Source organism: Curtobacterium luteum (assembly GCF_014646995.1).
In the GTDB taxonomy this organism is placed as follows: Bacteria; Actinomycetota; Actinomycetes; order Actinomycetales; family Microbacteriaceae; genus Curtobacterium; species Curtobacterium luteum.
Genome location: NZ_BMOI01000001.1, coordinates 620,359 through 645,303, shown reverse-complemented (window position 1 = coordinate 645,303; position 24,945 = coordinate 620,359). Strand labels below are relative to the sequence as shown.

Here is a 24,945-nt window from a genome sequence, read left to right as displayed (position 1 = left end):
CCAGCCGCAACGTTGCACCGCACGACATGCTTCCCGGAGGGCCGTCCTTGCCTGAACACGCCTCGGCGCCGAGCCACCTCGTCGACCGCGACCCGCAGGTGACCCCGCAGCAGATGGCCGCGGCGCTCGTCCCGCCGCCGCAGTTCGCCGACGCGTCCTTCGAGTCCTACCGGCCGGACCCCGACTACCCGTCGCAGGCCGAGGTCCGCGACACCGTCGCCGCCTTCGTCGCGTCCGGTGCCGGCGCCGCCGCACCCCGACGCGGGCTGTTCGGCCGACGCCGGAGCGCCGCGCCCGAGGCCGGTGCGAAGTCGGGCGTCTACCTCGACGGCGGGTTCGGCGTCGGCAAGACCCACCTGCTCGCGGCGGCCTACCACGCGGCGTCCGGTCGGAAGACGTTCGGCACCTTCATCGAGTACACCGCGCTCGTCGGTGCGCTCGGGTTCCAGGGCACGGTGGACCTCCTCCGCGGGACCGCCCTCGTGTGCATCGACGAGTTCGAGCTCGACGACCCGGGCGACACGATGATGATGACGCGGCTCATCAAGGAGCTCTCCGAGACCGGCACGCGGTTCGCCGCCACGTCGAACACCCCGCCGGGGGCGCTCGGCGAGGGGCGCTTCGCGGCGCAGGACTTCCTCCGCGAGATCCAGGCGATGTCCGACCGGTTCGACACCCTCCGGATCGACGGTCTCGACTACCGCCGGCGCGCGGTCGACGAGTCCGCCGCGGTGGTGCCCGACGTCGCCGCGGCGCTGCCAGCCGGTGCCGTCACGCTCGACGACTTCGACGCCGTCGTCGCGCACCTCGGCACCGTGCACCCCTCGAAGTACGTCGCGCTCGTGGAGGGGCTCGACGCGGTCGGGCTCACCGACGCCCGGCCCTTCACGGACCAGACCGACGCGCTGCGCTGGGTCGCGCTCGTCGACCGGCTGTACGACGCGCAGGTGCGGATCGTCGCGTCGGGCACCCCGCTCGACGCGGTGTACCCGCAGTCGATGCTCGACGGGGGCTACCGGAAGAAGTACCTCCGCGCGGCATCGCGCGTGGTGGCGCTGACGCGCGCGGCCTGACGGCGCGACCGGGCGCCGGACGGGAGGCGCGGGGCGGGCCCGCACCGTGCCTCCAGGCCGGCACGCACCACGCTGCGAAGCGACCGTCCAGACGGTCGCAGGGGAGTCGTGGCGCGCGTCCAGCGGATGCGCCGCACGACGAAACACAACGTTCACACGCCGCGTCATCGCGTTACATCCGCGAAACAGTTCGTGCTCATCGGTGAAACAGCACCTCGCCAAACTCGACAGCACCCGAGGCGGTCCAAGAGCCGTTCGTGCAATCGAGAGGTGAACAGATGCTTGATCAGGGCAACACGACCTTCGTGTTGGTCATGGCGGCGCTGGTGTTGTTCATGACACCCGGCCTGGCCTTCTTCTACGGCGGTCTGGTGAAGGCCAAGTCCGTCATCAGCATGATGATGATGTCGTTCGGCGCGATCGCGCTCGTGAGCGTCCTCTGGGTGCTGTACGGCTACGCGATCGCCTTCGCGAACACCGGACCGCACACGGCGGTCAGCGGCATCGTCGGGTTCTTCAGCATCGACTGGAACCTCATCGGCCTCGGCCAGGCGTTCGAGGAGGCCAAGGCCTCGACGATCAACGCCGCGTACCCGTCGATGGCGTTCGTCGGCTTCCAGGCCACGTTCGCGATCATCACCGTCGCCCTGATCTCCGGCGCCATCGCCGACCGCGCCAAGTTCGGCGCGTGGATGCTCTTCGCCGGCATCTGGGTCACCGTGGTCTACTTCCCGGTCGCCTCGTGGGTGTTCAACCTCACCTCCGGATGGGCTCCGTACTGGGGCGTCATCGACTTCGCCGGCGGCACCGCGGTGCACATCAACGCCGGTGCCGCGGGTCTCGCCCTGGCGCTCGTCCTCGGCAAGCGCGTCGGCTTCGCCAAGGGTGCGCACAAGCCGCACAACCCGCCGTTCGTGCTCCTCGGTGCGGCGATCCTCTGGTTCGGTTGGTTCGGGTTCAACGCCGGGTCCGAGGGCGCTGCTGACGGCATCGCGTCGATCGCCTGGGTGAACACGCTCGCCGCTCCGGCCGCCGCGATCCTCGGCTGGCTGCTCGTCGAGAAGCTCAAGGACGGCAAGGCCACCTCCGTCGGTGCCGCCTCGGGTGCCGTCACGGGCCTCGTCGCGATCACCCCGGCCTGTGCCGCCCTGACCCCGGGCTGGGGCATCCTGCTCGGCTTCCTCGCCGGCATCGTCTGCTGCTTCGCGATCGACTGGAAGTACAAGCTCGGCTTCGACGACTCGCTCGATGTCGTGGGCGTCCACCTCGTCGGCGGCATCTTCGGCACGCTGTACCTCGGCTTCTTCGCCAACGACACCGGCCTGATCTACTCCGGCTCGTTCGCGCAGCTCGGCAAGCAGGCTGCCGCGGCCGGTGCCGTCGGCCTGTACTCCTTCGTCCTGGCATTCGCGATCGGCTGGATCATCGAGAAGACGATCGGCTTCCGCGTGAAGACCGAGGACGAGGTCGCCGGCATCGACACCGCGGTCCACGGTGAAGAGGGCTACGTCCTCTACGAGGAGCGCGACGAGACCCCGGTCTCCGTCCGGTAGCTCGGGGTCTCCCCGCTCTCCCCGCTCTTCCTCCCGCCCGACGGGCCCCGCGCACACAGCAGGCGCGGGGCCCGTCGGCGTGTGCGGAGGGCGCGTCGCGTGGGTGGGGACTCGGGACGACAGGGCTGTTGTCGTACGACAGCGGCGATGTCGCAGGTGGTCGGGTGCCGCTGCCGGCGCGTGCGCGGGGGTGCGGGTGCGGACTCGGGACGACGGTCTCGTCGTCGTACGACAGCGGCGGCGTCGCTGGTGGTCGCGTGCAACTGCCGGCGAGTGCAACGGGCGACAGGGCTGTTGTCGTACGACAGCGGCGATGTCGCGGGTGGTCGCGTGCCGCTGCCGGCGCGTGCGAGGGGGTGCGGGTGTGCGGGTGCGGACTCGAGACGACGGTGTCGTCGTGGTGCGACATCGGCGGTGTCGCGGGTGGTCGGGTGCAACCGTCGGCGTCTGCAAGGGGCGACGGAGCTGTTGTCGCACGACAGCGGCCGTGTCGTTCGCCCGAGATCATGGCGACGGTCACGGAGGACGTCGAGCGCCGCTGGGGAGCCTCGACGACTCCCCGCGGGCGATCGGCCTGCGGGACAGGAAGATCGCGACGCTGCGATCGCAACGGTCGTCGCATTCTCGTCGCGACCACGGACGGGAGGCGCGGCGCGGGTCGGACCCGCACCGCGCCTCCCGGCAGATGGTCGCGTCAGCGGCCCGCTGTCGTCGTCACCAGGCGTAGTCCTCCGGCGAGGTCTTGTGGCCGGGGAAGATCTCGTCGAGGCGCGCGAGCGCCGTGTCGTCGAGGCGGATGTCGACGGCGCGGACCGCGGACTCCCACTGCTCCATCGTGCGCGGGCCCGTGATCGGCGCCGTGACGGTCGGCTGGTGCAGGAGCCACGCCAGGGCGAGCTCGCCCGGCGTGTGGCCGAGCTCCTTGGCGAGCGCCTCGTAGGCGGCGAGCTGGTCGTGGTGTCCCTCGACGTACTCGGCACTCCGCCCGGAGAGTCGGCGGGAGCCGTTCTCGGTCTTCTCGATGACGCCGCCGAGGAGACCGCCCTGCAGCGGCGACCACGGGATGACGCCGAGCCCGTAGTGCTCCGCGGCGGGCAGGACGTCGCGCTCGACGTCGCGCACGACGAGGTTGTAGATCGACTGCTCGCTGACGAGACCGAGGAAGTTGCGGTGCTTCGCAGCCTCCTGCGCCTGCGCGATGTGCCACCCGGCGAAGTTCGAGGAGCCGACGTAGAGGACCTTGCCCTGCGCGACGGCGACCTCGAGGGCTTGCCAGATCTCGTCCCACGGCGTCGCACGGTCGACGTGGTGGAACTGGTAGAGGTCGATGTGGTCCGTCTGCAGCCGCTGCAGGCTCGCGTCGAGGGCCTGGCGGATGTTGTAGGCGCTGAGCTTGCCGCCGTTCGGCCAGTCGATCATGTCGCCGTAGACCTTCGTCGCGAGGACCGTCTTCTCGCGACGGCCGCCGCCCGTGGCGAACCAGCGGCCGATGATCTCCTCCGTGGCGCCCTTGCCGACCGAGCCGCCGTAGCCGTTCGCCGTGTCGAAGAAGTTGACGCCGAGCTCGTGGGCCCGGTCCATGATGGCGTGCGAGTCGTCCTCGCTGGTCTCCGGTCCGAAGTTCATCGTCCCGAGCACCGCTCGCGACACCGACAGCCCTGTCCGTCCGAGATGTGTGTAGTCCATGGAGCCGGTCTACGCGTGCGGCGCTGGGGGAGCCAGGCCCTGGCGGTACCGGTCTCGGGGTCGGGGTCGGGCCTGGTCGTGGTCGTGGTCGTGGTCGGGGGTCGGGGTCGGGGTCGGGGTCGGCTTCGCGTATGCGTCCCGGGGTATGGACCGCCCGAGGGTGGGAGTAGCGTGCCGCAGGTGAACATCCCCGCACTCCGAGGCAGCCGGATCATCGGGTTCGGCCACCACCAGCCCTCGCGCATCCTGACCAACGACGAGCTCTCGACGATGGTCGACACCAACGACGAGTGGATCACCACCCGCACCGGCATCAAGACGCGACACATCGCCGGACCCGACGACACGGTCACCTCGATGGCGGTCGAGGCCGGTCGGGCGGCCCTCGCCGACGCGGGAGTCGATCCGTCGGAGGTCGGTCTCGTGGTCGTCGCGTCCACCACGCACGAGGACCGAGCGCCGTACACGGCCGGGCGAGTGGCCGCGGAACTCGGACTGTCCGGCCGGGCAGCGCCGATCGACATCAACACGGCGTGCAGCGGCTTCGAGTACGCGATGGGCATCGCCGACCAGGCCGTGCGCACCGGCTCCGCGGACACAGCGCTCGTGATCGGGTCGGAGAAGCTGTCGGGCATCGTGGACTGGAGCGACCGGTCGACCTGTGTCCTCGTCGGTGACGGAGCGGGCGCGGCCGTCGTCGGCGTCTCGGCGGAGCCGCAGATCGGACCGGTGTCGTGGGGGAGCGTGCCCCACCTCGAGCAGGCCGTGCGGGTGTCCGGCGAGCCCGCGCGGTTCTCGCAGGAGGGACGGTCGATCTACCGCTGGGCGATCACGGAGGCGGCGGACCATGCGCGCGCGGTCGTCGAAGCAGCAGGCCTCTCGATCGAGGACATCGAGGTGTTCGCGTTCCACCAGGCGAACCTGCGCATCATCGAGCCGCTCGTGGAGGCGCTCGGCGGTTCGCCGAGCTACGTCGTGCGGGACGTGGTCGAGTCGGGGAACACCTCGGCCGCGAGCGTGCCGTTGGGTCTCTCGAAGGCCTGGGCGCGTGGGGAGCTGCCCGAGGGTGTGCCGGCGCTGCTGTTCGGGTTCGGGGGCGGCTTCGCGCACGCTGGGCAGGTCGTCACGACGCCGGTGCGGCGCGGCTGAGGAGCGGTGCGGGGCCGGTCGGGGCCGTTGCCGCGTGGCTGAGGAGCGGTGCGGGGCCGGTCGGGGCCGGTGCTGCTGCGGCGGGGTTCGGTCCGATGCCGCTGCGGTGCCGAACGGGACCGGCGTCGCCGAGCCACGCGGAGGCCGGAAGACGTGCTCATTCCTCAGGGGGCGTCGGGGGTCTCCGGGCCGGGGGTCTCGGCCCAGAGGTCGACGTCCGGCTTCCGCCGTCTCCACGACAGGCCCTTGCGCGCCGACCCGTCCTTCGGCTGCGCGACCTGCTCGGGCGCGTTGGCTGCCTTGGGCTCCTTCGTCGATCGGCCCGGCTTCGGCGCGAGGACGACCGGGAAGGACGCCGGCGGCACGCCGAACCCCGTCCGTGATGCCTGCACGACCTTCCGCCCGAGGGCGTGGTTGCCGATCCCGCCGACGGCCGCGCCGATCCCGAACGGCAGCGCCCGCCCGACGATCGTCGTGCCCTGGCGGGCGGCGAAGCGCCGGACGAACTGGTCGCGGACCTGGCCGCCGATCCCGGAGACGACCTGCTTCGGCAGGGAGGCCGTCACCATCTCGCCCCAGAACGCCGTCCGTGCTTGACCGCCGGCAGCCTGGCCTGCGAGTTGCTTGATCAGCTGCGTGCCGGGAGTGCCGAGGATGAGCGCCATCACCAGCGTGCGCGCCCGCTCCGGGTCGTCCAGGGCGATGCCGTGGACCTCGGTGACCGACTGGGCGAACAGCGCCGTCGTCTCGAGGAAGCCGACCGTCTCCGCCCCGCTCAACCCCAGTGCTGCGGCCATACCGACGCCGGGGATCACGGCGCTCGCACCCACGGCTGCTCCGCCGGAGGTCACTGCCGTGAGGTACTGCCGTTCCAGGATCTGGATGATGTCCGCAGGGGAAGCGTCCGGATGCCGACGGCGGAGTCGGTTGACGTGCGCGACCACGACCGGTCGTTGCACGCTGAGGACGCGCTCCAACCACTTCACCCAGCCGCCGGTCGTCTCGACACGCTGTCCGTTCGTCGTGGAGGGGTCGGGTTCGACCGGTGCGACCGGCATCCGGATGATCGCCTGGTCGTTGTGCTGTCGGGCCATGCGGGAGACCGTACGCTGCGCTGGTGGGAGCGGTCCCCGAAGCGCTGACGCCGGTCCTGGTCCTGTTCATCGGCACGGCACGCCTGCCCGTCGGAGTGCCTGCCGCACTCGTTCCGGGTGCATGAGGTCGGACCAGCTGAGCCGGACGACGAACCGGACCTCGGGGAAGGACCGGACGAAGTCCTCGCGCCGCTTCTCCCGCCAGTAGGCGTTCGCGGTCGTGCTCGCGCCGAGGAGGTCCGGGTCCTCGTACTTGCCCCGGCCGTCCACCTCGACCACGACTCCCTGCACGGGGAACCAGAAGTCGACGACGGCGGTCTGCTCGCCCGGGCGCCGGAACTCGTGCTGCTGGACGGGTTCGGGGGTGCCGAGCTGACGGAAGCGCACGCGGCACATCGACTCGGCCGGTGACCCCGAGAGCGCCGACCCCGCTCGCACGGCCAAGGACGCGCGGGCGGTCTGCTCCCGCAAGCCGCGTGCGAGTTCGAACTCCAGCATCTCCGGCCAGACGGCCCGTGCATGCAGTGCTGCGTCCAGCATCGGCAACGAGGTGGTCAGGGGCGCTACGGCTGCGACGTCGACCAGGGTACGGACCAGCGACGTCACGCCAGCACCGTCGCAGCCGACGTCCTGGACGCTCGGCACAGCAGCCCAGCGCTCGTGCAGGTGGTCTGCACCCGACTGGTCAGGACGGACGCGTGTCATCGCTGTGGTCTCGGTCTTCCCCCGACGCGGGTCGACGAGGTCCACACGACTGGGCGGGTCACCGATGTACGGAAGCCCGTGCACGGCTGCTGCGGACAGGTGCGAGATCCGAGCTGGGGGCCGGACGCGTGGAGCCGTCGCTCGGACGAGGAGGAGGTGCGCTTCCTCCGGGCGGAGTGCCGCGAGAACCGCTTGTTCGACGAAGACGCCAGGACGGACCACGGCGAGGAGACCGCGGTGGACGTCTCGTTGCAGGCGACGCCGTTCCGCGCTGTCGTGCGCGGCCGTTCGGATCAGCGGGACGTCGATCGCTCGTGTTGCCATACGGACAGGCTCGCGGGACCAACCGGAACCGTGGCCGACGCGTGCCTGTTCTGTGGAAGGTGATCCGTGCCTCCCGGCCTGTGGAGGACCGGTGCGTCCGCAAGAGGCGACGTCGCTGTTGTCGGACGACGACGGCTGTGTCGCCAGGAAGCGTCCGCAACTGTTGCGCGCGCACGGGACGACGAATCCGTTGTCGTACGACGGCGACTGGGTCGTTCGACAGCGGTGAAAGAGGCCTGGCGCGCAGCAGGAACACGCGGCACCGTCGGCCCGATCTGTGGAAGGTGATCCGTGCCTCCCGGCCTGTGGAGGACCGGTGCGTCCGCAAGAGGCGACGTCGCTGTTGTCGGACGACGACGGCTGTGTCGCCAGGAAGCGTCCGCAACTGTTGCGCGCGCACGGGACGACGACTCCGTTGTCGTACGACGGCGACGGGGTCGTTCGACAGCGGCGCCCGCGGGCCGCGCCCCCGCCGCGGCGCGCGCCTAGCGCCGGGCGAGCTCGGCGCGCAGCGGGAAGTCCTGGTCCTCGAGGATGAGCTGGGCGCCGACCGAGGTCCGGGCGTTCACGACCACGGGGGCGAGCAGGTTCACCGTCGTCCCCTCCGCGGCCGGATTCGCCACGACGAGCAGCATCGCGTCCTGCGCCGACCCGAGCCCGAGCACCTCCACCTGCGCCGAGGACAGCACCGGCGCGTACGAGGGCAGGTGCACCGCGGCGTCGAGCAGGAACAGCCGCGAGGTGCCGCCGACGAGCGTGAACAGCCCCTCGGAGTCGGCGACCGGCGTCAGCACGAAGTCGGAGCCGGTCAGGCCGAACGGCGGCACGGGGAACGTCAGGTCGATGCTCATCGGAGGTAGTCCATCAGGGTCGGCTGCAGCACCTTCGCGGTCACGGCGAGGGCTGCCTGGTAGTTGGTCTGCTGCACCTGGAGGTCGAGGACGGCCTTCGCGAGGTCCTTGTCCTCGACGTCCGAGCGACGCCCCTCGAGCGCCACGGACGCGGTCTTCAACGAGTCCTGCGCGCTGAGGGCGGTGGCGTGCCGGACACCGACGTCCGCCTGCGCCGCGCGCACGGTGTCGAGCGCGCCGTCGACGTCGTTCAGCCTGGGGTTCACGTTCACGCCGTTCTGCAGGTCGGAGACGATCGAGTCGATGACGGCGAACACCGACGACGAGCCGGAGCCGAAGACGGCCGCGCCCGGGGTGTCGACCCGGACCGTGGCGTCGTCCCCGAGCCGCCGCGAGACCGCGGTGCCCGAGGTGGCGAACCCGGTGGCGGGGTCGTACGCGGCCGACGCGGTGGAGGCGCCGGCGAAGACGCTGCGCGTGCCGTAGGTGGCGTTCGCGCGCGCCTCGAGGTCGGACTTCAGGGACCGGAACTCGGTGACGAACGCGTCGCGGTCCGTGTCGCTCATGGTGCCGGAGTTCGCCGCCTGCACCGTGAGGTCGCGGATGTTCGTCAGGACGGAGTACACCGAGGTCAGCGTGCTGTCGGTCGTGGCGAGCCAGCCGACGGCGTCGTCCGCGTTGCGGGCGTACTGCGCGTTCGCGGCCTGCTCCTTGCGCACCTGCATCGACGTCCCGGTGCCGATCGGGTCGTCGGACGGTCGCGAGATGTTCTTGAGCGTGGTCGCCTGGTCGGTGAGCTGCGCGACCTTCGCCGCACCGGCCTGCAGCCGCGCGCTGGCGGCGGCCATCGACATCTGGGTGGTCACCCGGGTGATCATGTTCAGCTCCTGCCGACGAGGCCGACGCGGTTGATGAGGGTGTCGAGCATCTCGTCGACGGCGGTCAGGACGCGCGCGGCGCCCTGGTAGGCGTGCTGGTAGCTCAGCAGGTTGACGTTCTCCTCGTCGAGGTCCACGCCCGCGCCGGACTGCTGCTGCGTGCGCGCGCTGGTCAGGGCGAGTCCGGTGAGCGTCGACTCCGACGCGGCCGACCGGGAGGCACTGCCCACCCCCGTCACGAAGGTCGCCCAGGCCGCGTCCGGGCCGTCGGCGGACGCGCCGAGTCGCGAGAGCGCGTCGGCGAACGAGTCGTCGAGCTCGCCCGCCGCGTTCCGGGTCGCGAGGCCACCGGCGTCGGTCGGCACGACCGAGAACCCCTGGGCCGCCGGGACGCCGGCCGCGAGGGCGAAGAACGCCGCGCCCGTGGTGCCGTCCGGAGTGGTGCCGGTGGTGTGGACGGCGTTGACCGCGGCCGCGAGCTTCGTCGCGACGGCGTCGTACGAGGCCGATGCCTGCGCGAGTGCGCCACCGGTGCCCTGCGCGTTCGCGGGTGCCAGGAGCGACAGCGCACCGCCGATCGACCCGCCGGACAGCGTGACGGCGCCGGCCTGTCCCGACGTCCAGGTCAGCGTCACCGCGGCGCCGTCGTGCAGCGCCGTGGCACCGCCGAGCGCGACCGCACGGGCGTCGGTGCCCTGCACGATCGGGTTGCCGCCGATGAGCACGTCCGCCGTCCCGTCCGCGTTCGTCCGGACGGTGCCGCCGGCGAGGGACGCGATCTGCTCGGTGAGCTGGTCGCGCTGGTCGACGAGCTCGTTGGCGTTCCCGCCCGCGGCGAGGGCGGACCGGATCTGCCCGTTGAGGTCGGCGACCTGCTTCGCCGCGTCGTTGAGCTGCGTGACCTGCGACGCGACGGTGGCCCGCGTGGTCGACCACTGCTGGTCGAGCGCCTTCGAGCCGCTCGCGAGGGTCGACGCGACCGTGCCGGCGGCCCCGAGGAGCGTGCTCGCGGCGCCGGGGTCGGCGGGGTGCGCTGCGACCCCGCCCCAGGCCGACCAGAAGGCGTCGAGCTTCGCGGCGAGGCCGTTCGTGCCGGGTTCCTGCAGGCCGGTCTCGAGCGCGCTCAGGGCGGTCGCACGGGCGTCGGCGTACGCGGAGGACCCGGCGGCGACGCGGACGCCTGCGTCGAGCGTGAGGGACCCCAGCCGGGCGATGCCGTCGACGGAGACGCCCTGCCCGGCGAGGGCCGCGGTGCCCCGCACGAACCCGGTCTGCACGGCGGGGACGGACGACTGCGTGACGCGCTGCCGGGTGTAGCCGGTCGTCCCGGCGTTCGCGATGTTCTGTCCCGTGACGTCGATGCCGGCACGGGCCGCGGCGAGGCCGGAGTACGCGGTCGCGAGGGATCCGAAGGTGCTGACCACGACTACAGGTTCCCCTCGAAGAGCCGTGCGCCGTCGGAGCCGGAGCCGCTCGCGCCGGAGGCGTCGTACGTCGCCGGCGACCCGACCGTGCCCGCGAGGGTCTCCTCGGTCGCGTGGGCGGCGGCGCGGAGGAAGCGATCGTTCTCGTCGCGGAGCGCGCCGATGTGCGTCGTCAGCTCGACCATCGCGGTCAGGTGGGCGGCGAGGATCTCGCCCCAGGGGCCGCTCGGTGCCGCCGCGACGACGTCGCGCAGGGGAGCGTCGGCGGCGACGCCCCACTCCTCGGCGACCTCGGCGCTCGACGCGGCGCGCTCGAGGCCGGTGCTGCGGAGGCGTTCGAGGACCTGCTCGACCTCGCGGCTGGCTTGCGACACCCAGCGGGAGCGTCCGGCGGCGAGCAGGAGCTGCTCCTCCTCGAGCTTGAACGTGAGCAGTTCGAGCAGTTCACGCTCGCGCCACAGTACGGCGGACAGGTCGTTCACGCTCATCAGCTCCTCCCGGGGTGGTGGTCCTGTCCGTCATCCGGCGGACACGGGGTGCTATCGGTCCCGCTGCTCCGGACGTAAGCGGTCCGCGCGACCCGACCGACGGGGCGGACGTACCCCGGGCCTCCCGTCCGGACCCGATCGGGGGACAGAACAGCGCGTACCGGGGCCCGGGTCCCCACAAATGCGGACGCCGATCCGGCCCGGTCACCCCCGCTTTGGGTACGGATGAGGGCCTGTTCAGTGCCTTCTCAGCCGATACATTCAGAACGCACCCCGGGGGACAGACCCGGCACGCGTCGCAGGGACGCCAGGTGCTCGCCCGGAGGGACCCGGGCGGTCTTCGACGTACGTTCCGGCCGGTCGCGGCCGGTGTTCGTCGTGCCCACCGACGGGCGACCCACGGACGGGCTTCAGGTCGAGCAGGGGATCAGCAGCATGGACCGCACTGAACGCAACACGATGATCGTCGAGCAGCTCCCGCTCGTCGGCTACATCGTCGCCGACGTCCGGGCCCGCGCCACACACCTCGACCGCGACGACCTCGCGGCCGTCGGTTCCCTCGCCCTCGTCGCCGCCGCGGACGCGTTCGACCCGACGCTCGGCGTGCCGTTCGGCGCGTACGCCCGCACCCGGATCACCGGCGCCATCGCCGACGACATGCGCTCCGCCGACTGGGCCTCGCGCGGGACCCGGAAGCGGATCCGCGAGACCCTCGCCACCCAGGAGGCGCTCTCCGCCCGACTCGGCCGCTCGGTCGGCGTGCAGGAGATCGCCGACGCGATGGGTGTCGACCGGCAGACCGCTGCCGACGCCATGAACGACGCCGGCCGCACCGTGACCGCGATCGACGAGACCGTGCACGACGTCGTGGCCGCGGACGTCGTGCTCCCGGGCGACGACCTGCTCGAGACGGAGAAGCGCCGCTACCTGCGCGCCGCCGTCGAGGCACTGCCGGAGCGCATGCGTTTCATCGTGGAGGCCGTCTACTTCGGCGACCGCTCGGTCACGGACGTGGCCGCCGAGCTCGGCATCACGCACTCCGCCGTCTCGCAGCAGCGCTCCGAGGCGATGCGGCTGCTCCGCGACGGCCTCGCCACGCACTACGGCGACGGCGGGGCGACCCCCGAGCCGGCGTCCCGGACCACCGCGGCCCGTCGGAGCGCCTACCTCGCGAAGGTGGCCGCCAACGCCGCCGCCGGGGTGGCCCGCGCCGTGCACGACGCCACCGTCCCCACGGTGCCGGCGGCCGGCTGAGACGTCCCGCCGGAACTTTTCCGGACGGGCACCTAACGACTCGACGCCAGCGGCCGAGAGTCACCCGTGTCAGCCCATGGACGGGCAGGCACCGAACCCAAGGATTCACGGAGGAACACACCATGGGTATGTCCATCAACACCAACCTCTCGGCACTCAACACGTACCGGAACCTCAACGCGACGCAGAACGACCTGTCGAAGTCCCTCGAGAAGCTCTCGTCGGGTCTCCGCATCAACCGTGCTGCCGACGACGCTGCCGGTCTGTCGATCTCCGAGGGGCTGAAGTCCCAGGTCGGTGGCCTCACGGTCGCCGCCCGCAACGCCCAGGACGGCATCTCGGTCGTGCAGACGGCGGAAGGCGGTCTCACCGAGACGCACGCCATCCTCCAGCGTGTCCGTGACCTCGCCGTGCAGGCGGGCAACGACTCGAACAACGCGGACTCGCGCACCGCGATCTCGACCGAGGTGACGCAGCTCAGCGCCGAACTCGGCCGGATCGCCGACTCGACGAACTTCAACGGCATCAACCTGCTCGACGGCACCGCCGGCACCGCAGGCGACGGCAAGCTGAACTTCCAGGTCGGCGCGAACGGCGACGCCGCGAGCCAGATCACCGTCGACCTGTCGGGTGCGAACGTGAAGACGGTCTCGACCGCCGTCGCCGCGCTCAAGTTCGACTCGGCGGCCGACGCGCAGGCGTCGATCACCGCGATCGACGCGCAGATCAAGGACGTCTCGTCCGCTCGTTCGAACATCGGTGCCATCCAGAACCGCTTCGACCACGCCATCAACGTGACGAACGTGGCCAAGGAGAACCTCACCGCGGCCGGCTCGCGCATCACCGACGTCGACATGGCAGAGGAGATGGTCAAGTACACGCGCGACAACATCCTCAGCCAGGCCGGCACCTCGATGCTCGCGCAGGCGAACCAGAGCACGCAGGGTGTGCTCTCGCTCCTCCGCTAGTGAACCCGGCGGCGTCCACCGGTACCGTTCGGGTGTCCCGGTGGGCGCCGCACCCCTCCCGTCCCGTCTGAAGGAGCGCGCGTGTCGTCCGTGTCCTCGGCGTCGTCGCTCGCGATCGACGGCCTCGTCAGTGGCCTCAAGACCACCGACCTCATCAACTCGTTGATGTCGATCGAGCAGGTCCCGCAGACCCTGCTGAAGAACAAGGTCACCACGACCAACTCGTTCATCTCGTCACTGCAGACGATCAACGGCCTCGTGCAGACCCTGGCCAGCAAGGCGTCCGACGCCGCGAAGGCCACCTCCCTCGACGTGTTCGCGGCGACCTCGTCGTCCGCGGGCGTCACCGCGACGACCGGCACGGGTGCATCGGCCGGGTCCGTCAGGTTCACCGTCGGGTCGACCGCGACCGCCCAGGTCGGCGTCACGGCCGCGATGTCCACGTGGTCCGACGCCGCCGGTCCGCTCACGATCGTCCGGGCCGACGGCACGCAGACCACCGTGACCCCGGCGTCCGGGTCCCTCGACGACACGGTCTCCGCGATCAACAAGTCGGGCGCGGGCGTCACCGCGACGAAGGTCGCCGCCGGCACCGACACCGACGGCACCAAGCTCTACCGCCTGCAGCTCACCTCGACGACGACGGGGGCCGCCGGCGCGTTCAGCCTCTACCGCGGGTCGGGCGCCGACGTCACCGCCGGCACCGCGGCCGACGTCCTGGCCGGCACCGGCGCGGCCGTCGTCACCCGGGCGAAGGACGCCAGCGTCACCCTCTGGGCCGGCACCGCCGCGGCCCAGACCGTCACGAGCGCGTCGAACACGTTCGCCGACCTGCTGCCGGGGCTCAGCGTCACCGTCAGCCAGGTGAGCGCCGACCCCGTCACGGTCTCCGTCGCCCAGGACACCACGAAGGCGCAGGCCGTGGCGAAGGGCCTCGTCGACGCGATGAACGCCGTGACCGCGTACTACGGCTCGAACACCGGGGTCACGAGCACGACCAGCCCCACGACCGGGACCACGACGACCACCGCGGGGGTCCTGCTCGGCGACGCCACGACCCGCTCGGCCGTCCAGGCGCTCAGCTCGGCGATGTCGGCTCCGGTGAACGGCAAGTCGCCCTCCTCGATCGGGATCGTCGTCACGAAGGACGGCGACTTCACCTTCGACGAGGACGCGTTCCAGAAGGCCCTCGCCGCCGACCCGGCGGGCACCCAGGCGATGCTCTCGGGCGTGGCGGCCTCGGTCGGCGCGGTCGCGACGAGCGCGTCGGACAAGTACGACGGGTCGATCACCTCCGCGATCTCCGGCCAGCAGTCGGTCGTGAAGGACCTGAACACCCAGATCGACAGCTGGACCGACCGCCTGACCATGCGCCGCGCCACGCTGCAGACGCAGTACGCGGCGCTCGAGACCAGCCTCAGCAAGCTCCAGTCCCAGTCGAGCTGGCTCTCCGGCCAGCTCGCCACGCTGTCGAGCTCGAGCTCCTGACGGGAACCGAGATGACCTACGACCTCCAGGCCGCCGCCTTCCGGCAGGCCGCGAAGCCCCGCACGGTGACGGACCAGCGCCGCGCGCAGTACACGAACGAGGCCGTCCTCTCCGCGACGCCGGCGCAGCTCGTCACGATGCTCTACGACCGGCTGCTGCTCGACCTGCACCGCGCCGAGGCCGCGCAGACCGGCAGCGACTGGGAGGCCGCGCGCGAGCAGCTCCTGCACGCGCAGGCGATCGTCGGCGAGCTGTCGTCGACGCTGCGGATCGACGCGTGGGACGGCGGCGAGGGCCTCCTCGCGATCTACAACTACGCGAGCACGTCGCTCATCACGGCCAACGTGCACCGTGACGTCGGGGCCACCCGCGACTGCATCCGCATCCTCGAGCCGCTCCGGCAGGCCTGGCACGATGCTGCCGCCTCGCTGCCGGCGGCTCCCGCCGCGCCGGGCGCCGGCCACACGGCCGGCGGTGCGCTCGGTGTCGCCTGACGACGTGGCCCGACGGGCCGGCTGGGAGGCACTGCTCGCCTCCCTGGAGCAGGACGCCGCCGGGCAGGCGGTGGCGTCGGCGAGCCCGGCGGCGGGAGCGACCGCGGCGGCAGGAGCGACCGCGGTCTGGACCGAGCCGACCGGGCTGGGACCGATCCCGCGGGAGCTGGTGGGGCGTGCCTCCCGGCTGGTGGCCGCGCAGCGGGACCGCTTGACGGCGCTCGAGGCCGAACGCAGCGCCGTCCTGGAGCACCTCGGCGCGCTGCGTGCCGTCGACGCGACGCGGGAGCCCCGCGGCGCCGTGTACCTCGACGCGTCCGCGTAGGCGGGGCCGGGCGGTCGGTGCGCCACCCGACGCTGTTCGACGACACGTCCGTCGTCGTACGACGACGGCGGTGTCGTTCGTTGCGTCGAGGTGATGCCGGCGCCTGAACGGAGCGACGGGGCCGTTGTCGTACGACGGCGGCGTGGTCGTTCGTTGCGTCGAGGTGATGCCGGCGCCTGAACGGAGCGACGGGGCCGTTGTCGTACGACGGCGGCGTGGTCGTTCGACGGCGGTCCTCCCGATCGCGCCGGGCCCGACCCGACGACCGGACCCGCCCGACCGGACCCGCCCGACCCGCCTCGCCCCCCGTTCGGGGCGATGCCTAACGCCCCGCCGAGCCCCGACCGACAGACCCGTACGAGCACGGATCGCTCACCACCCGGCCACGGATCGGCCACCGCACATCGACGACGTCAGGGGACGGCGTCGACCGAGGGGACGGTCCACCTGTGTTCGATTCCGTGACGAGCGCCGCGCTGCAGAGCGCCCTCGACGGCCTGTCGATGCGGCAGCGGGTGATCGCGAACAACATCGCGAACATCAACACGCCGAACTACCACGCCGAGAAGGTCCAGTTCGAGGACGCCCTCGCGCAGTCGATCGTCGACGGCAGCGGTGCCACCGCCCCGACCGTCGCGCGCAGCCTCGAGCCGACGAACACCAACGGCAACAACGTGAACCTCGACGAGGAGACGCTCTCCAACGTCGACACCGTGCTCCGGTACCAGTTCGCGACGCAGGCGATGAACTCCGAGCTCACCAGCGTCCGTGCGGCGATGCGGACGAACTCGTGACCACGTTCGACGCGATCGGCATCGCGAGCACCGGCATGACCGTGCACCGCAAGTGGCTCGACGCGATCTCCGACAACATCGCCAACGTCAACACCGTCCGGTCGATGGACGACTCCGCCTTCCAGGCCCGCTACGTCGAGGTGCAGGAGGGCAGCGGCGTCTCGGGCGCCTACGTCAAGGGTGCCGCGTTCGGCAGCGCCGCCGGACGGGTCACGTACGACCCGGACAACCCGCTCGCGAACGCCGAGGGCTACGTCCGCATGCCGGACATCGACCTCGGGACGCAGATGGCGGACCTCATCATGGCCCAGCGCGGCTACCAGGCGAACGCCGCCGTGGTCGACCGTGCGAAGACCGCCTACGAGGCGGCACTGCAGATCGGGAAGAACTGATGCCCATCGACGCCGTGAACGGTGTGACCACCAACGCGATGACCCGCGCCTTCGCCGGGGCGACCGACGCCGCGACCGGGGCCGGAGCCGCCGGGATCGGGACGACCGCCGCGACCGGTGCGTCCGGTGACGGCTTCGCCGCGAGCCTCGGGAACGCGGTCGACGGTCTCCAGCAGCTGCAGAGCGACTCGAAGACGCTCGCGCTCAAGGCCGTCACGGGCAACCTCGACGACATCCACGACGCCACGATCGCCGCCACCCGCGCGCAGGTCACGCTCGAGCTCGTCGCGGCCGTGCGCAACAAGGGCGTCGACGCCTTCAACGAGATCATGAGGATGCAGGCCTGATGCCGGTCGCCGTCAAGAACGTGTGGGCGCGCCTCAGCGCCTACGTCCAGGGGTTCACCGCCGCGCAGCGCACCATCGCGATCCTCGTGATCGCCGCGCTCGTGCTCGGCGGCATCGCCCTCGCGAGCTGGCTCGGCAAGGCGTCGTACGCGCCGCTGTTCACCGGGCTCGCCGCCGCCGACGCCTCGAGCGTCACCGACCAGCTCACGACCGACGGGGTGCCGTACCAGCTCACCGACGGCGGCGCCACGATCCTCGTGCCGCAGGGTTCGGTGTACTCCGAACGGCTCAAGGCCGCCGCGAACGGCCTGCCGTCCTCGAACGAGGGCGGCTACTCGCTCCTCGACCAGATGGGCGTGACGAGCTCCGAGTTCCAGCAGAACGTCACCTACAAGCGCGCGATCGAGGGCGAGCTCGCCAAGACGATCTCCGCGATGGACGGCGTGCAGACCGCCTCGGTGCAGCTCGCCATCCCGGAGAAGACGGTGTTCGTCTCCGAGGAGAAGGACCCGACGGCCTCGGTGTTCATCGCGACGAAGAACGGCGCGCAGCTGACCGCCGACCAGGTCCAGGCCATCGTGCACCTGACGAGCGCCGCGGTCGAGGGCATGCAGCCCACCGACGTCTCCGTCGTCGACTCGAAGGGCCAGACGCTCTCCGCGGTCGGCACCGGCGCCGCCGGCAGCGGCACGGACCAGGCCGCGGACTACGACCAGGCCACCAGCAAGAAGATCCAGGACCTCCTCGACACGACGCTCGGCGCCGGCAACGCGACCGTGGTCGTCTCCGCGACGATGAACCAGAACACCGGCACGAAGACGTCGGAGTCGTACGCGTCCCCGACCGGCGGCCCGGTCGCCCTGAACGAGTCGAGCACGAGCGAGCAGTACGGCGCCGGCTCCGGTGCCGGCGGTGCCGGAGCGACCGGCGTGCTCGGGCCGGACAACATCGCGGTACCGAACGGATCCGCGACCAGCGGCGCGGGCAACGACTACAAGAACGAGTCCGCGACGAAGAACAACGCCGTCGACCACACGACCGAGACGACGCAGATCCCGGCCGGTGCACTCGAGAACCAGTCGGTCTCGGTCGCCTTGAACGCGAAGGCCGCCAGTGTCCAGAACGCCAACCTTCAGAGCATCAACGACCTCGTGTCCCGCGCCGCCGGAATCGACACCACCCGCGGCGACAAGATCGCGGTCGCGATGATGAACTTCGACACGACCGCCGCCGCGCAGGCCGCGGCGGCCCTCAAGGCGCAGCAGCAGGCGGACCAGCAGGCGTCGCTGTGGGCGACCATCCGGACCGCCGGCATCGTCATCGGGAGCCTCCTCGCCCTCATCGCGATCATGTGGGTCATCGCCCGACGTGCCCGCCGCCAGGAGCGCGAGGCCGTCGACCTCGGCGAACTCGATGCGTTCTCCGGCGAGACGTTCCAGCTGCCCCTCACCGTCGACGAGCCCGAGGCGCTCCGCGCCGGGGACACCCCGACCGTGGCGCTCCCGACGCTGCCCGTCGAGGACGCGCCGACCGAGGTGCTCACCACCGAGGAGATCAGCGCCGAGCGCCGCCGCCAGGACATCCAGGCGCTCGCCGAGCGTGACCCGAAGCGCACCGCCGACCTGCTCCGCGGGCTCCTCGACGACCGGGCACCGGTGTGAGCGGCCTCGTCCCGAGCGTCGGCGGACCCGGCGGCAGCGGGCCGTCCGGCGCTGTCGACCGCCCGCTGACCGGGTCCCAGAAGGTCGCGCTCATCCTCATGCAGATGGAGACCGACCGCGCCGCCGAGGTGATGAAGCAGTTCACCGAGCTGGAGGCCGAGGAGATCTCCGCCGAGATCGTCCGCATGCGCCGGGTCGACGACACCGTCGTGGACCGCACCATGACCGAGTTCCACCGCATGACCATGCACGGCCGCACACAGAAGCGCGGCGGCAAGGAGACCGCGATGGGGCTGCTCGAGGCCTCGTTCGGCGCCGAACGCGCCGCCGGGGTCATGGACCGCCTCGCCTCGAACCTCGCCGGGCAGTCGTTCGACTTCCTCGACGACGCCGAGCCCGGGCAGGTCGTGACGCTCCTCGACGGCGAACTGCCGCAGACCATCGCCCTCGTGCTCGCGCACCTGCAGCCCGGGCAGGCCAGCGCCGTGCTCGCCGGCGTCGACGAGCGCGTCCGAACCGACGTCGCGCAGGCGTTCGCCACGATGGGTTCGGCGACGCCCGAGGCCGTCGGCATCGTCGCCGGAGTGCTCCGGCAGCGCGCCGGCGCCGTCGTGTCGCCCCGGGAGAGCGTCGAGGTCGTCGGGGGCATCGCGCCGCTCGTCGAGATCATCAACCGGTCCGACGTGGCGACCGAGAAGGCGGTGCTCGACGGCCTGGAGGCCCGCGACCCCGAACTCGCCGAGGACATCCGGTCCCGCATGCTCACCTTCGAGGACATCGTCAAGCTCGAGGCGCGCGACATCCAGCAGGTGCTCCGCGGGATCGACTCGAAGGTGCTGGCGACCGCCATGAAGGGCGCCGCCGGACCGGTCGTCGAGACCATCCGCGCGAACGTGTCCGAGCGCAACCGCGAGCTCCTCGACGACGAGCTGCAGGCGATGGGACCGATCCGGGTCTCGCAGGTCGAGGAGGCCCGCGCCGAGGTCGTCCGGTCCGTCCGCGAACTCGAGGCCCAGGGCGTCATCACCGTCCACCGCGCCGAGGAGGACGAGCTCGTTGACTGACCAGACCGTCCAGCGCATGACCTTCCCCGTCCTCGGGTCCGCCACCGCCGCCACGACCGCCGCCGCGGCGGAGGTCCGCGGGCACGCCGCCGGGTACGCGGCCGGTCTCCGCGCGGCGCAGGCCGAGACCGACGCGCTCCAGGCGCGGCTCCAGGCGGAGCACGACCGGCGACTCGCGTCGCTCACGGCGGACACGGTCCGCCGCGTGGCCGTCCTCGACGCCGCCACCAACGCCCTCCTCTCGCAGGTCGTGCCCGTCCTCCGCGACGCCGAGGCGTCCCTCGCGGACGCGGCGATGGACCTGGCGGAGGCCGTCGTCGGGTACGCGATCCGTGCCTCCAGGTCGACCGACGCCCCGGACGGCGGCCGGGAGGCACCGGACGCGTCCGGCGCGGAGGCCACCGTCCTGCGGGCACTCGCGTCGGTCGACGCGTCGGTGGCGCTCCGGGTGCGGGTGAGCGTCGGCGACGCTGCGCGCGTCGCGGAGCTCGACACGGCGGTGCCGGTCGTCGGCGACCCATCACTCTCCGACGGGGACGCCGTGGTGGACCTGCCGGACGGGCTGCTGAACGCCCGGATCGGCGCGGCGCTCGACCGCGCCCGCGGGGCACTCGGCGGTGCACGATGACCGTGACCCTGCTGCGCCCGCGCGGCCTCGACGCCGCGGTCGACCAGGCACGCCCGGTGCGCCAGGGCGTCGTGTCGAGCGCCGTCGGCCTCGGTCTGACCGTCGTCGGGCTCGACGCCCGGATCGGCGACGTCGTCCTGGTCGGCGCCGACGACGGCCCGCAGACCGCGGTCGAGGTCGTCGCGACGGACACCACCGGCACCCGCTGCATGCCGCTCGGCCCGCTCGTCGGGGTGACCGCCGGGACGCCGGCACGGCCCACCGGTCGGCCCGTGCTCGTCCCCACCGGCCGCGGCCTGTTCGGACGGGTCCTCGACGGACTCGGTCGGCCGATCGACGACCTCGGACCGATCGACGCGGACGCATGGGTCCCGCTCGACCACGCGACGCCGGACGCGATGGGCCGTGCCCGCATCGACACGCCGCTGCAGCTCGGCGTCCGCGTGCTCGACACCCTGACCACGGTCGGCCGGGGGCAGCGCATGGGCCTCTTCGCCGGCTCCGGCGTCGGGAAGTCGTCCCTGCTGTCGATGATCGCGCGGGGGAGCGACGCCGCCGTGACGGTGATCGCACTCGTCGGGGAGCGCGGCCGCGAGGTGCGCGAGTTCCTCGAGGACGACCTCGGTCCGGAGGGGCTCGCACGGTCGATCGTCGTCGTGTCGACCTCCGACGAGCCGGCCCTCATGCGCCTGCGCGCCGCGTTCGTCGCCACCCGCATCGCCGAGTCGTTCCGTGACGAGGGCGCCGCCGTCGTGCTCATGATGGACTCGCTCACCCGGGTCGCCATGGCGCAGCGGGAGATCGGCCTGTCCGTCGGCGAACCGCCGGCCACCCGCGGCTACCCGCCGTCGACGTTCTCGGTGCTCGCCGGGCTGCTCGAACGCGCCGGGACCGACCGGGTCGGCAGCATCACCGGCCTGTACACCGTGCTCGTGGACGGCGACGACCACAACGAGCCGATCGCGGACGCCGCGCGGAGCATCCTCGACGGGCACGTCGTGCTCGACCGGAAGCTCGCCGTCACCGGCCACTTCCCGTCGGTGGACGCGCTCGGGTCGGTGTCGCGCGTGGCCTCGAAGGTCACCAGCCGCGAGCAACGGGACACCGCGACCGCACTGCGGACCGTGATGGCGGCCCGTCGTGCCGCGCAGGACCTGCTCGACGTCGGGGCGTACCAGCGCGGGACGAACCCGCTCGTCGACGCCGCGGTCGACCACCAGCACGCGATCGACGCGTTCCTCCGGCAGGGCATGGACGAGCGCGCGACCGCCGTCGGCTCCTGGGACGCCCTCGCCGGGCTCGTCCGGACGCTCGGCGTCGGAGGTGGTGCCTGATGGCCAGGAAGTTCCCGCTCGCCGGACTGCTGCGGCTCCGGCACGCCGAGCAGGACCGCGCCGCCGCGGGACTCGCCGCCGCGAACGACCGGCTCCGCGACGCCGCCGACGCACGGGTCAAGGCCCGCCGGTCCCTCGCCGACCAGGCCGACGCGCAGCCGATCGAGGACGCAGCCACCCTGAGCGCCGTCGCCGCCGCGCGCGCCGCCACCCGCGGCATGCTCCAGGAACTCGACGCCGTCGTGCAGAGCCGTCGCGCCGACGCCGACCGGGCGCAGGACGCCTACACCGCCGCACGCCGTGCCGCCCTCGGGCTCGAGAAGCTCGAGGAGCAGCACGTCGTCGCCGCCACCGCGGAGGACCTCCGCACCGAACAGAACGCCCTCGACGAGATCGCGGCCAGGAGCCGCACGGAAGGTGGTGCCCGATGAGCCTCGACGTCGTGCTCTCGCGGATCTCCGAGATCCGCAGCCAGATCGACGCCCTGCAGACCGGGACCGTCACGTCGACCACGTCCACGGACTCGACAGCGGCGTCCTCGGCCGCGTCCTCCGCCTTCGCGGACGCGCTCGCCACCGAGAACGGCGGCGGGACCGGGACGACGGCCGGCTCGCTCGCCACCGCCCTGGGGACCGCCGCCGCCGGCAGCACGACGCCGGCGACCTCGGTGGACGCCGGACAGGGGACCATCGCGACCGGGAGCGGTGCGACGGGCGCCGACGTGGTGGCCGACGCGAAGAAGTACCTCGGCGTGCCGTACGTGTTCGGCGGGACGACGACGGCCGGGATGGACTGCTCCGGTCTCGTCCAGACGGTGTTCAAGGACCTCGGGGTCACCATGCCGCGGGTCGTCCCGGACCAAGCGAAGATGGGCGTCGAGGTCGGTTCGCTCAAGGACGCGCAGCCCGGCGACCTCATCGTCCCCAAGGGCGAGGGCCACATCGTCATCTACGTCGGTGACGGCAAGGTGCTGCACGCGCCGCACCCCGGCAAGGACGTCCGCATCGTCGACAACTGGTACTCGGACGCCGACATCGCCACGATCAGGCGCATCGTGCCGACCGCGCAGGACGCCGCAGCCCGCACGACCGCCGGCGCCGGCGCCACGGGTTCGGGCACGGACCTGCAGACCGCGGCGCTCATGGCCCTGGTGCAGTCCGGAGGTGCCGCATGACCACGATGATCCCGACCGGCGCGCCGTCGTCGGCCACCACCGGCCGTGCCGTACCGGCCCGCCCGGGTGACGGCGGCTCCGCCTTCGGGCGGGTCCTGGCCGGTGCCGGTGCCGGTGCCGGTGGAAGCGACCGCGCCGGTACACCGGCCCGCACGGGTGCTCGTGACGACGCCGACGCGACGGCGGGGCCGGTGGGCCGGCCGCACGGCCGTCGCGCGGAGCACCCCGCGGCCGCACGGACCGCGGCCGAGCGCCGGGGCCCGTCGCAGCACGGCGCTCCCGCCGCCCGGGACGGGGCCTCGGCGGCGCCGGCCGGCGCGTTCGGCGCGTTCGGCGCGGCGGGCCCGGAGGCTGCGTCCGGCCCCGCGGGTGCGTCCGTCCCGGCCGACCCGTCGGCGACTGCTGATCCGTCCGTGACCGCCGGCTCGTCCCTGACCGCCGGCCCGTCCGCGACCGCCGGGTCGTCGACGCCGGCGGCCAGGGGAGCAGCCGCGGACACCGCAGCGGCCGCCGTGCTGGCCGCCGCCACGGGGCTCGCAGCGGCGCCGGTCGCCGTGACCACGACCGGTACCGCAGCCGTCACCGCGACGGGCACCACGCCGGGCACTGCACCAGTCACCGAGACGGGCACCGCGTCCGACAGCACGACGCCCGAAGCCGCGACCGGGACGTCGACCGAGGCACTCCGGACCGAGCCGGACACGTCCGCGCACACGGGGGCCACCGCGACCCCCGGCGCCCCGGGGGCCGTGAACACCACGGCGACCACCGAGCCGATCTCCGCCGCGCCGATCACCACCGCGCCGATCACCACCGCGCCGACCACCGCATCCGCCCTCGGCGAGCCGGGTACCACGTCGTCGGCACGGACGCCCACGGGAGGTCCGGCACGGCCCGGCGCGGCACCGGTACCGGCACCGACCGTGCCGGGCACGACCACGACCACGACCGCGACGCCGTCCGCGCCGGACACCGCCCCCGCCGCGGGCACGGTCGCTCCCTCCGGGAGCGCCGCGATGCCCGCCCACCAGGCCTCCGGCTCGTCCGTGTCACCCGTCGCCTCCGGCACGGCTCCCGCTCCGGTCGCCGCCGGCGCGGCGGCGACCCCGAGCGGCCCGCGGACGGAGACGCCGACCACCGCACCCGCGGTCGTGGTGGTGCCCGCTGGCAGCGCACCCGGACCCCGCACGGGCGGTGGCGGGACCGGCACCGGGACCGACGGACGGGCGTCCGCCGGGGCCGAGCCGGGCCTCCAGGCCGTCGACGGGACCCGCGCGACCGCGACGGTCGCGTTCCCGACCCCGACGGTGGCCGCTGCGCCCGTCGCGGCACCCTCCGGTTCCGCGACGGCGAACGCGTCACCGACCGCGTTCGCGCAGCAGCTCGCACGCCCGCTGTTCTCGCTCGCGCAGGCCGGACCGGGTGAGCACGTCGTCACCGTCCAGGTGACCCCCGACGCGCTCGGTCCCGTCACCGTGCGCGCGCACGTCTCCGCGCACAGCATGCACGTGGAACTCTACGCGCCCTCGGACGCCGGTCGCGAGGCGGTGCGGCAGGTCCTCCCGGACCTCCGCCGCGACGCCGCCGGCACCGGGCTGTCCACGACGCTCGACCTGTCCTCGCAGAACCACCCCGACTCCGCCCCGCGCCGCGACGAGCGTCCGGCCGGCGGCGTGCGGGTGGCCACCGACGACCGGGAGGCCCGACCCGGCCCCGCCACGCTCCGCACCCCGTCCACGACCACCGTCCGCACCGCGGGCCTCGACGTCCTCGCCTGAGCGACGGCACGAAAGGACC

At 72.7% G+C, this 24,945-nt stretch carries 25 protein-coding genes; 18 read left to right on the top strand and 7 right to left on the bottom strand.

The features are described from left to right. Positions 1-26: 26 nt before the first annotated feature. Both zapE and IEY20_RS02895 read left to right on the top strand, forming a co-directional pair. Positions 27-1,073, top strand: coding sequence for a cell division protein ZapE (gene zapE, locus IEY20_RS02900; RefSeq protein WP_175327753.1), 1,047 nt, complete (start codon positions 27-29; stop codon positions 1,071-1,073). 278 nt (positions 1,074-1,351) lie between these two features. Continuing rightward, a complete protein-coding gene (locus IEY20_RS02895; RefSeq protein WP_022903147.1) occupies positions 1,352-2,626 on the top strand; it encodes an ammonium transporter in 1,275 nt (424 codons plus the stop codon). A 714-nt stretch (positions 2,627-3,340) separates the two neighbouring features. Here IEY20_RS02895 and IEY20_RS02890 read toward each other — a convergent pair. After that, positions 3,341-4,312, bottom strand: a complete 972-nt coding sequence (locus IEY20_RS02890; RefSeq protein ID WP_022903148.1) for an aldo/keto reductase — start codon at positions 4,310-4,312, stop codon at positions 3,341-3,343. A gap of 180 nt (positions 4,313-4,492) precedes the next feature. On the opposite strand from IEY20_RS02890, the gene IEY20_RS02885 reads away from it, so the two are divergent. Next, positions 4,493-5,461: a beta-ketoacyl-ACP synthase III gene (locus IEY20_RS02885; RefSeq protein ID WP_175327754.1), complete on the top strand. Its 969-nt coding sequence runs from the start codon at positions 4,493-4,495 to the stop codon at positions 5,459-5,461. A 164-nt stretch (positions 5,462-5,625) separates the two neighbouring features. On the opposite strand, the gene IEY20_RS02880 is transcribed toward IEY20_RS02885, so the two are convergent. From IEY20_RS02880 to IEY20_RS02855, 6 genes are all read right to left on the bottom strand, one after another. Next, positions 5,626-6,555, bottom strand: coding sequence for a hypothetical protein (locus tag IEY20_RS02880; RefSeq protein ID WP_175327755.1), 930 nt, complete (start codon positions 6,553-6,555; stop codon positions 5,626-5,628). 66 nt (positions 6,556-6,621) lie between these two features. Continuing rightward, entirely contained in the window at positions 6,622-7,161 is a 540-nt protein-coding gene (locus IEY20_RS02875; RefSeq protein ID WP_175327756.1) for a hypothetical protein, read from the bottom strand. Positions 7,162-8,069: 908 nt separating this feature from the next. Continuing rightward, positions 8,070-8,435 (bottom strand): flagellar assembly protein FliW, encoded by a 366-nt coding sequence (gene fliW, locus IEY20_RS02870; RefSeq protein ID WP_175327757.1) that lies wholly within the window; start codon positions 8,433-8,435, stop codon positions 8,070-8,072. Then, on the bottom strand, positions 8,432-9,313 hold the full coding sequence (gene flgL / locus IEY20_RS02865) for a flagellar hook-associated protein FlgL (protein ID WP_175327758.1): 882 nt from the start codon (positions 9,311-9,313) through the stop codon (positions 8,432-8,434). The genes fliW and flgL overlap by 4 nt, the downstream gene beginning before the upstream one ends. Positions 9,314-9,315: 2 nt before the next feature. Continuing rightward, positions 9,316-10,737: a flagellar hook-associated protein FlgK gene (gene flgK, locus IEY20_RS02860; protein WP_188888886.1), complete on the bottom strand. Its 1,422-nt coding sequence runs from the start codon at positions 10,735-10,737 to the stop codon at positions 9,316-9,318. A 2-nt stretch (positions 10,738-10,739) separates the two neighbouring features. After that, entirely contained in the window at positions 10,740-11,225 is a 486-nt protein-coding gene (locus IEY20_RS02855; protein WP_188888884.1) for a flagellar protein FlgN, read from the bottom strand. Between the two features lie 435 nt (positions 11,226-11,660). Here IEY20_RS02855 and IEY20_RS02850 point away from each other — a divergent pair, with 435 nt between their 5' ends. From IEY20_RS02850 to IEY20_RS02780, 15 genes are all read left to right on the top strand, one after another. Further along, a complete protein-coding gene (locus tag IEY20_RS02850) occupies positions 11,661-12,479 on the top strand; it encodes a sigma-70 family RNA polymerase sigma factor (protein ID WP_175327760.1) in 819 nt (272 codons plus the stop codon). Positions 12,480-12,601: 122 nt separating this feature from the next. After that, positions 12,602-13,447: a flagellin N-terminal helical domain-containing protein gene (locus IEY20_RS02845; RefSeq protein WP_194461791.1), complete on the top strand. Its 846-nt coding sequence runs from the start codon at positions 12,602-12,604 to the stop codon at positions 13,445-13,447. 81 nt (positions 13,448-13,528) lie between these two features. Next, on the top strand, positions 13,529-14,935 hold the full coding sequence (gene fliD, locus IEY20_RS02840; protein ID WP_229727822.1) for a flagellar filament capping protein FliD: 1,407 nt from the start codon (positions 13,529-13,531) through the stop codon (positions 14,933-14,935). An 11-nt stretch (positions 14,936-14,946) separates the two neighbouring features. Then, positions 14,947-15,429 (top strand): flagellar export chaperone FliS, encoded by a 483-nt coding sequence (gene fliS / locus IEY20_RS02835; RefSeq protein ID WP_022904198.1) that lies wholly within the window; start codon positions 14,947-14,949, stop codon positions 15,427-15,429. 4 nt (positions 15,430-15,433) lie between these two features. Continuing rightward, complete coding sequence (locus tag IEY20_RS02830) at positions 15,434-15,754, top strand: hypothetical protein (RefSeq protein WP_175327761.1); 321 nt, start codon at positions 15,434-15,436, stop codon at positions 15,752-15,754. Between the two features lie 449 nt (positions 15,755-16,203). Further along, positions 16,204-16,548 carry a flagellar basal body rod protein FlgB gene (locus tag IEY20_RS02825; RefSeq protein ID WP_022904196.1) on the top strand — a complete coding sequence of 115 codons (345 nt, stop codon included), beginning with the start codon at positions 16,204-16,206 and terminating at the stop codon, positions 16,546-16,548. Then, positions 16,545-16,940, top strand: a complete 396-nt coding sequence (locus IEY20_RS02820; protein WP_022904195.1) for a flagellar basal body rod protein FlgC — start codon at positions 16,545-16,547, stop codon at positions 16,938-16,940. The genes IEY20_RS02825 and IEY20_RS02820 overlap by 4 nt, the downstream gene beginning before the upstream one ends. After that, positions 16,940-17,287, top strand: coding sequence for a flagellar hook-basal body complex protein FliE (gene fliE / locus IEY20_RS02815; RefSeq protein ID WP_022904194.1), 348 nt, complete (start codon positions 16,940-16,942; stop codon positions 17,285-17,287). Before IEY20_RS02820 ends, fliE begins: the two co-directional genes overlap by 1 nt. Continuing rightward, entirely contained in the window at positions 17,287-18,948 is a 1,662-nt protein-coding gene (fliF, locus tag IEY20_RS02810) for a flagellar basal-body MS-ring/collar protein FliF (RefSeq protein WP_175327762.1), read from the top strand. The genes fliE and fliF overlap by 1 nt, the downstream gene beginning before the upstream one ends. After that, positions 18,945-20,012 carry a flagellar motor switch protein FliG gene (gene fliG, locus IEY20_RS02805; protein WP_022904192.1) on the top strand — a complete coding sequence of 356 codons (1,068 nt, stop codon included), beginning with the start codon at positions 18,945-18,947 and terminating at the stop codon, positions 20,010-20,012. The genes fliF and fliG overlap by 4 nt, the downstream gene beginning before the upstream one ends. After that, complete coding sequence (locus tag IEY20_RS02800; RefSeq protein ID WP_175327763.1) at positions 20,005-20,640, top strand: FliH/SctL family protein; 636 nt, start codon at positions 20,005-20,007, stop codon at positions 20,638-20,640. Before fliG ends, IEY20_RS02800 begins: the two co-directional genes overlap by 8 nt. After that, positions 20,637-21,974 carry a FliI/YscN family ATPase gene (locus IEY20_RS02795; RefSeq protein WP_175327764.1) on the top strand — a complete coding sequence of 446 codons (1,338 nt, stop codon included), beginning with the start codon at positions 20,637-20,639 and terminating at the stop codon, positions 21,972-21,974. The genes IEY20_RS02800 and IEY20_RS02795 overlap by 4 nt, the downstream gene beginning before the upstream one ends. Further along, positions 21,974-22,405 carry a flagellar FliJ family protein gene (locus IEY20_RS02790; protein WP_188888881.1) on the top strand — a complete coding sequence of 144 codons (432 nt, stop codon included), beginning with the start codon at positions 21,974-21,976 and terminating at the stop codon, positions 22,403-22,405. The genes IEY20_RS02795 and IEY20_RS02790 overlap by 1 nt, the downstream gene beginning before the upstream one ends. Then, complete coding sequence (locus IEY20_RS02785) at positions 22,402-23,148, top strand: C40 family peptidase (protein WP_175327766.1); 747 nt, start codon at positions 22,402-22,404, stop codon at positions 23,146-23,148. The genes IEY20_RS02790 and IEY20_RS02785 overlap by 4 nt, the downstream gene beginning before the upstream one ends. Further along, a complete protein-coding gene (locus tag IEY20_RS02780) occupies positions 23,145-24,926 on the top strand; it encodes a flagellar hook-length control protein FliK (RefSeq protein ID WP_188888879.1) in 1,782 nt (593 codons plus the stop codon). Before IEY20_RS02785 ends, IEY20_RS02780 begins: the two co-directional genes overlap by 4 nt. Positions 24,927-24,945: the final 19 nt, after the last annotated feature.

Bases quoted from the DNA above. Each gene is read 5' to 3' on its own strand.
- IEY20_RS02890 (WP_022903148.1), bottom strand. From the start codon at position 4,312: ATGGACTACACACATCTCGGACGGACAGGGCTGTCGGTGTCGCGAGCG.
- fliS (WP_022904198.1), top strand. From the start codon at position 14,947: ATGACCTACGACCTCCAGGCCGCCGCCTTCCGGCAGGCCGCGAAGCCC.
- fliF (WP_175327762.1), top strand. From the start codon at position 17,287: ATGCCGGTCGCCGTCAAGAACGTGTGGGCGCGCCTCAGCGCCTACGTC.
- IEY20_RS02895 (WP_022903147.1), top strand. From the start codon at position 1,352: ATGCTTGATCAGGGCAACACGACCTTCGTGTTGGTCATGGCGGCGCTG.
- IEY20_RS02845 (WP_194461791.1), top strand. From the start codon at position 12,602: ATGGGTATGTCCATCAACACCAACCTCTCGGCACTCAACACGTACCGG.
- IEY20_RS02795 (WP_175327764.1), top strand. From the start codon at position 20,637: ATGACCGTGACCCTGCTGCGCCCGCGCGGCCTCGACGCCGCGGTCGAC.
- IEY20_RS02855 (WP_188888884.1), bottom strand. From the start codon at position 11,225: ATGAGCGTGAACGACCTGTCCGCCGTACTGTGGCGCGAGCGTGAACTG.
- IEY20_RS02780 (WP_188888879.1), top strand. From the start codon at position 23,145: ATGACCACGATGATCCCGACCGGCGCGCCGTCGTCGGCCACCACCGGC.
- fliW (WP_175327757.1), bottom strand. From the start codon at position 8,435: ATGAGCATCGACCTGACGTTCCCCGTGCCGCCGTTCGGCCTGACCGGC.
- flgL (WP_175327758.1), bottom strand. From the start codon at position 9,313: ATGATCACCCGGGTGACCACCCAGATGTCGATGGCCGCCGCCAGCGCG.
- IEY20_RS02880 (WP_175327755.1), bottom strand. From the start codon at position 6,555: ATGGCCCGACAGCACAACGACCAGGCGATCATCCGGATGCCGGTCGCA.
- IEY20_RS02785 (WP_175327766.1), top strand. From the start codon at position 22,402: ATGAGCCTCGACGTCGTGCTCTCGCGGATCTCCGAGATCCGCAGCCAG.
- IEY20_RS02850 (WP_175327760.1), top strand. From the start codon at position 11,661: ATGGACCGCACTGAACGCAACACGATGATCGTCGAGCAGCTCCCGCTC.
- zapE (WP_175327753.1), top strand. From the start codon at position 27: ATGCTTCCCGGAGGGCCGTCCTTGCCTGAACACGCCTCGGCGCCGAGC.
- fliE (WP_022904194.1), top strand. From the start codon at position 16,940: ATGCCCATCGACGCCGTGAACGGTGTGACCACCAACGCGATGACCCGC.
- IEY20_RS02790 (WP_188888881.1), top strand. From the start codon at position 21,974: ATGGCCAGGAAGTTCCCGCTCGCCGGACTGCTGCGGCTCCGGCACGCC.